This is a genomic window from Octadecabacter dasysiphoniae (assembly GCF_021532615.1).
GTDB classification, from domain to species: Bacteria; Pseudomonadota; Alphaproteobacteria; order Rhodobacterales; family Rhodobacteraceae; genus Octadecabacter; species Octadecabacter dasysiphoniae.
The window spans coordinates 1-5,718 of sequence record NZ_JAKGAQ010000009.1 but is presented as its reverse complement, the minus strand read 5'-3'; the positions used below and the strand labels follow the sequence as shown (position 1 = coordinate 5,718).

Sequence of the window (5,718 nt, the reverse complement as noted above, 5' to 3'; positions counted from 1 at the left end):
CCGCCTTCGTCTATCAGGCCGAAAATCCTTGTCTCCCGCTTGTTTCCAGTGGTGATGTCTGTCTGAAAGTTCGTTCCTCTGAGGCGATGGAATGCTTGTTCGAGGCGTTGATAACCAAGATTATTTGTGGGTCGGTTTGTCGCCATTAGCAGCTCTCGCCCACTAAACCGCACGCGACTTCCAATGGGTTCCCCACGGTTTTTCTTGTGCATCAATTGGCTGATGCAAAAAATCAGAATGTCTTTGTCGAAGATGGTTGGTAGTCCAACACCCGAAGGGATGATTTTAAGCCGATTCCCTCCGCCACGATATTCCAGATGCCTATGGTCTGGCTTTGTCGCCAATGAGAACAGCGGATGTTCCATTGAAGCCATGTCATCTTTGAGTACGACATCGGCGATATCGAGGATGAAGAAGTCTTTTTGAGGGTGTCGATCTGGAAGTAAGGCCATGTCGGGACCCTAGCGGAACTTCGCACTATCGGGAACCAAAAAATTCGCACTATCAGGAACCATGTTTTAAGCGATTAGCGTTCGCACCTTTCGGAACCGAGATTCGCACCTTTCGGAACCAAGATTCGCACCTTTCGGAACCGACACGAGCATTTGAGTTATATAGAAAAGGCCCCTACGGAATCCGTAACACTACTCCGTAGGTAACATCTTTAACACTAGGCCAAGTTGTGAATTACTCGCTGATCTGGAAGACACAAAACCTGCCGTTATCCTGATCGGAGATGAACCCATCAGTTCGAGTACAAGACCAATCCCAGCCCATGAGCTGGATGCTATCCTTGAAATTTCGCTCCAGATAATGATCAAACACGACCAACGTGAGCAAAGCGCCTGTGGCAAGCCCTGTAAGGGCTGAGAATAGAGCAAGAAGGCCAACGTTGCGCCTACGGGCTAGAATGGTGCCTGAGGCGTCTCTACGAGCTTCTGAGAGGCCGCGCACGGCATCATCGACCTTTCTCTCAATCTGAGCTGCTTTGTTGCTGAGATCGTAGCTGAGGCGCTCTGCGCCTTCCTTGCCACCGTGTGCGGCAGCGTGGCGGACGCCCTCGATCTGTTTAGCGTTGTCCTCCAGTGCGGCTTGCAGGTGTTTCAGCCGTTCCTCGGTCAACTGGCGTTTCTTCACGTCACCCAGCTCGACCCGCATTAGTTTCAACTGGTCGATTAGGTCCTGTACGGGGCCGTCGCTCATGGCTGGGTCTCTCCTATGAATTTGCGCAGATCGTTGAGAAGGGGTTCCGCGTCTTGAATGTCCACCGCCCGCGTCAGGGAGGTTTCCAACAACGTGACGAGCTGGCGGGCGAGGGCTTTGTCTTTGAACGCTGCCGGAATGACGGTTGCGCCAACGATGATTTTTCGCCGCGTGTCTTTGGTGCGCTTTTTGGTCTTGAGCCGTTGGACCCTGTTCTCGGCCTCTGCGATTTTCTGGTCGATGGTGCGAGGTTCAGATCGGGGCATGAGGATTGCGAGGTCCTGTTCTGGATGCTACGGTAGAAACACTTTAAGTGCTCACTTATACATTGCAAGCAATGTGTGAGGTCTTCAACGGGGTAAACCCCAAGGCGACGCCATTCCCCTTTGCCGCAGGCGGCAACATGGGGCGGCGCTTCGCCCGCCCCAAACCCCACCAGACCAGGGCGCGTTGCCCTGGACCAACCGCACGAGGCCGATTGCTGCGATGGCGATCTATCATTTCTCCGCAAAGATGATCTCCCGCAGCACAGGGCGCAGTGCCGTTGCCGCCGCCGCCTACCGGACGGCCGAGCGCATCGAGGACCGTCGCCAAGGGTTAGAGCATGATTACTCCAACCGCACGGGCGTCCTGTCCTCTGAAATCCTCGTTCCTGAAGGTACGCCCGATTCAATGAAAGATCGGGCGACCTTGTGGAACGCCGTCGAGGCTGCGGAACGGCGCAAGGACGCCCAGCTTGCCCGTGAGGTGACGGTGGCCCTGCCGCACGAACTGGACGACGCACAGCGGGGCGAGCTGGTGCGGTCCTTTGTGCAGGCCGCCTTTGTCGATCGGGGCATGATTGCGGACGTGGCACTTCATGCTCCCGGCAAGGAGGGCGACCAGCGCAACCACCATGCCCATATCATGCTGACCACCCGTTCCGTTGGAGAGAACGGTTTTGAGGGCAAAGACCGTTCTTGGAACAGCAAGGAGCTGCTGGAGGATTGGCGCGAAAGCTGGGCCGATCATGCGAACAGCTATCTGCGCGAGATTGAGGCCACGCGTGAGATCGACCACCGCAGCCTTGAGGCGCAGCGCGACGAAAAGCTGGACCTCAAAGAGCGGGCGCTGGAGCGCGGCGACGACAAGGCCGCGCATGAGCTGGAGATCGAGGCGGTGGAGTTGGACCGCGATCCGCTGCCTGACATTGGCTGGAAGGCGTGGAGCATGGAGCGGCGCGGCATCCAGACAGCCGCTGGCGATCTATGGCGCGAGGCCCGTGACCTTCCCATAGGGTGCTGAAATATGAAGCTAGTGGAGTGGTTATGCTTCGGGCCATTGTTGGGCCGCGTGAAGTACGCGCAGGATCGTCACGGCAATGGCGTCCTCTGCATAGATCACGATGTAATTGGGGCGCACCACCATCTCGCGGGTGCCATCCACACGTCCCACGCGGTAAAGTTGCGGGTTATCAGGCAGGCGTGAGATTTTGGCCTCGATCTCATCTTTGAGAGCTTGGGCCGCGTCTGGATTGTCGTCGGAAATATAATCGACAATCGCCAGCAGGTCGGCAATGGCCGTCGCTTTCCATTCAAGTTTGAGCACGGCGTTTCTCATCGATCAGCGCCTGCGCTTCCTGCATCACTTGGGCATGTGGGACCGCGGGGCGCGGATCATCCAGCGCTTCCTGCACCTTGGCGCGGAACCATGCGTCATAAGCATCAGGATCAGCGGTCAGACCCGCAGGCAATCCACCTTCCGTTGCAACACGCGTCAACAGGATGCGCACTGCATCTGAGAGTGTCAGGCCGACACCCGCGAGGGCGTCAGTGGCTTGGGCTTTAAGTTGATCGTCCACGCGGACGTGGAGCATTGAAGTTTGTGCGGGCATGAAAATATCCTCCTGAACAAGAGTGTATCTCAATTGAGATACGATTTCAACTACCTTCCCCCCTGCCCTATCATGGTGTATCGTAAACACTATAAAAACAGCAGTAATGAACAATTGGAAACATTATGGGAAACAGCACATATCTTACACTAGGGCAGGCGGCAGAAATGTGTGGCTGGTCTAAAGGGGCTATCTCTAAGGCTATAAAATCAGGAAAGATGAGCGTTCATGAGAAAACGAAGGCGGGTTTTCAGTTAGACCCTGCCGAGGTTCTGCGTGTGTTTCCAAAGAAAACGGAAACATCCCTAAATGAACAATTAGAAACATCTGAGAAACATAGTGTAAACAGCGCCGTATCCACCGAAGTTAATGCGTTGCGGCAGCAAATTGCCATAGCAGAGCTTGAGCGGACCCGTGAGCGTGAACAACTGACCGACCGCATAGAGAGTTTGCAGCAAATGCTGGCCGACGAGAAGTCAGAACGCCGCCAACTTACCGGACTGTTGTCTGATCAGCGCGAGAAGGGGACAGAACCACAGCGTAGAGGCTTCTGGGCTCGTTTAAGAGGGTAGGGGAAGTCAGTTGTTTAACTGATCCACCTGCTCAACGCTGATGTAAACGCGAGATCCTCGGATCTCTACGGTGCCACTGCCAGCTATCGTACAAAGATCGTCATATGAGACCATGAAGCTTGTGTTGTTACACTCTGTTTCGATTCTTTCACGGGCGTCTCTGCCCGCGTCAACGGTCACACCAAAAGGTTCACGGTTTTCATCATAAAATGTGAAATCACCCTCTGAGCTATTGTATTTTATCCGTCCAGAGAAGGTCACGGCTGTCCGGTCCATACTAGTAAGATAGCTTCCAAGTGAAAGTTCTTGTGCGGACGCAGCTCCAGCCCAAAATAGAGCTAAAATGGGCAAGTATGTTCTGTACATAATGGTCTCCGTAAATGTGATCTAACACTCAGTCTTTCAAAGACGGTGCAGGTTCCAGTGATCTGAAAGTGAATAAAAATTCTGGGTTTGATACCGCTGCCTGACCAGTATAGCTCATTTCCACTGCAGACCCATTATGACTTTCAAAGTCTCCAGAGAACGTCACTTTATCGCCGCGCCGTAAGCTCAACAGCATATCGTATACAGTGGACTGTGACGATGGGATCAGAGTGTCCAGACCGTATGAAAGATGAACTCCAGCGAGTAGGTTTACACCACCGATATCAATGCTAATGCCGCCCTTACCTTGGACGCTTTGAATACCAAGGACTATGCCAGACCATCCCTCTGGGGAGGCTATATTGGCTATTTGTGTGTCTCTAGTCTGTATGAGTTCTCGCAACGCCAGAGAATTTGGCGACAAGCTTACTTGAGATTGAAAAGCCTCAATTTCAGATAAGAAATCTTGTTGTGCCGCAGGGAGGTTCAGTGCCGTTTTTGGCTGAGGCGGGGCTGGTGACAGCATAGCGATACCCACGACTGCTGCAACCAGAACTGCCCCATAGATTAGCCAGCGCCGTGGGCGACGTTTCTCACATTCGGCGCATTTTTTGCTGCTTTTAAGGTTGGATTTTCCACATGAGCAAATCCAGTAAGATACACTTTCAGCCATTTATTTGGGGCGTGTAAGGAGCGCCATAATGCCTAGAATGATTGCTCCAATCAGCCAGACAAAAATAAGGAGCGTGACACCGATACCCGTTCCGATAGCCGCTCCTGCAGCCTCGGCCCCTGACATGCCTGCTTGGCTTTCAACGGCACCTTGAGTGCCAGCCCAAATCCAAAGCACCATCAAAATATTGAAGCCCCAGAACGCGAATATAACAAGTTTACCGAAAATACCGCGCTTTGCTTTCCTCAGCACAGCGCCACACGATGGGCATGATGTTGCGCTGGTGCTGACCTTGTGTTGACAGGTTGGGCATTCAATTATTGTGGGTTTGGCCATAGAAATTTCCTTTTGAGTACTTCAATAATGAGGTGGAGATTTTTTACAATGGGTATAGCTATTTACCTTAGTTTCTCTTGTTTTTTGCAGTATGAAACGAATGCAGCGCCAGCATTTTTTGGCGGGTTTCCTTTAGCCGTTTCGGAGTGTGCAAAGTTCATCCAGTTTGCGCGCAGGGCGTGGTAGTCCCAGCCCTTACCCCGTGCGATCTCACGAGCCTTTTCTTCGGCCCATTCCGGCAGAACAATGTCAGCCGCGATGATCACGCGGTTCTGGCGTGGTCGGAAGATCACCAGATCGTCAGAGTTCAGTTCCAGCGTGTAGAAGGGCAGGTGGTCGCCTTCGATGATCTGCCGGATATTGAGGCGGAACTTCTTGAGGGGCGCGTTACTACCCGTCTTGTCTTGGAGTTTTGCGAGGTTGATATGCCAACGTTTCTGGCTGCCGCAATGCTTGCGGGCAATCTCATAGATGCGGCGTTCAAGCGGTCTACGGAGGCGGAAATAGTCGTTTGAGATGGTGACCACTTCGTCACCTTCAATGGCTCGCATGACCCAATCGGATAAGACAACTTCACAATAATCGAGTCGCCATTCCCCTTCGTCTTTCATCACAAAACCGCCTTCGTCTATCAGGCCGAAAATCCTTGTCTCCCGCTTGTTTCCAGTGGTGATGTCTGTCTGAAAGTTCGTTCC

The 5,718-nt window shown here is 53.1% G+C and carries 10 protein-coding genes; 2 read left to right on the top strand and 8 right to left on the bottom strand.

Annotated elements, in window-relative coordinates; genetic code table 11:
* From L0664_RS18375 to L0664_RS18365, 3 genes are all read right to left on the bottom strand, one after another.
* On the bottom strand, nt 1-452 hold a 452-nt coding region (locus L0664_RS18375), incomplete at its 3' end, for a replication initiator protein A (protein ID WP_235227363.1).
* A gap of 235 nt (nt 453-687) precedes the next feature.
* Entirely contained in the window at nt 688-1,203 is a 516-nt protein-coding gene (locus L0664_RS18370; protein ID WP_235227362.1) for an MICOS complex subunit MIC26/MIC27, read from the bottom strand.
* Nucleotides 1,200-1,469: a hypothetical protein gene (locus L0664_RS18365; RefSeq protein ID WP_235227361.1), complete on the bottom strand. Its 270-nt coding sequence runs from the start codon at nt 1,467-1,469 to the stop codon at nt 1,200-1,202. The genes L0664_RS18370 and L0664_RS18365 overlap by 4 nt, the downstream gene beginning before the upstream one ends.
* A gap of 220 nt (nt 1,470-1,689) precedes the next feature.
* Here L0664_RS18365 and mobQ point away from each other — a divergent pair, with 220 nt between their 5' ends.
* On the top strand, nt 1,690-2,487 hold the full coding sequence (gene mobQ, locus L0664_RS18360; RefSeq protein WP_235227360.1) for a MobQ family relaxase: 798 nt from the start codon (nt 1,690-1,692) through the stop codon (nt 2,485-2,487).
* Nucleotides 2,488-2,508: 21 nt separating this feature from the next.
* On the opposite strand, the gene L0664_RS18355 is transcribed toward mobQ, so the two are convergent.
* Together L0664_RS18355 and relB are read right to left on the bottom strand one after the other, a co-directional pair.
* Entirely contained in the window at nt 2,509-2,802 is a 294-nt protein-coding gene (locus L0664_RS18355; protein ID WP_235227359.1) for a type II toxin-antitoxin system RelE/ParE family toxin, read from the bottom strand.
* Nucleotides 2,777-3,076 (bottom strand): type II toxin-antitoxin system RelB family antitoxin, encoded by a 300-nt coding sequence (relB, locus tag L0664_RS18350; protein WP_235227358.1) that lies wholly within the window; start codon nt 3,074-3,076, stop codon nt 2,777-2,779. Before relB ends, L0664_RS18355 begins: the two co-directional genes overlap by 26 nt.
* Before the next feature lie 125 nt (nt 3,077-3,201).
* Here relB and L0664_RS18345 point away from each other — a divergent pair, with 125 nt between their 5' ends.
* Nucleotides 3,202-3,648, top strand: coding sequence for a hypothetical protein (locus L0664_RS18345; RefSeq protein ID WP_235227357.1), 447 nt, complete (start codon nt 3,202-3,204; stop codon nt 3,646-3,648).
* Between the two features lie 394 nt (nt 3,649-4,042).
* Here the strand turns inward: L0664_RS18345 and L0664_RS18340 are convergent, their stop codons facing one another.
* From L0664_RS18340 to L0664_RS18330, 3 genes are all read right to left on the bottom strand, one after another.
* On the bottom strand, nt 4,043-4,687 hold the full coding sequence (locus tag L0664_RS18340) for a hypothetical protein (protein ID WP_235227356.1): 645 nt from the start codon (nt 4,685-4,687) through the stop codon (nt 4,043-4,045).
* The gene (locus L0664_RS18335) at nt 4,688-5,023 is read right to left on the bottom strand and encodes a zinc ribbon domain-containing protein (RefSeq protein WP_235227355.1); all 336 of its coding nucleotides are present in this window, start codon (nt 5,021-5,023) and stop codon (nt 4,688-4,690) included. It abuts the gene before it with no gap.
* Between the two features lie 62 nt (nt 5,024-5,085).
* The coding region (locus L0664_RS18330; protein ID WP_235227354.1) for a replication initiator protein A at nt 5,086-5,718 on the bottom strand (633 nt) is incomplete at its 5' end.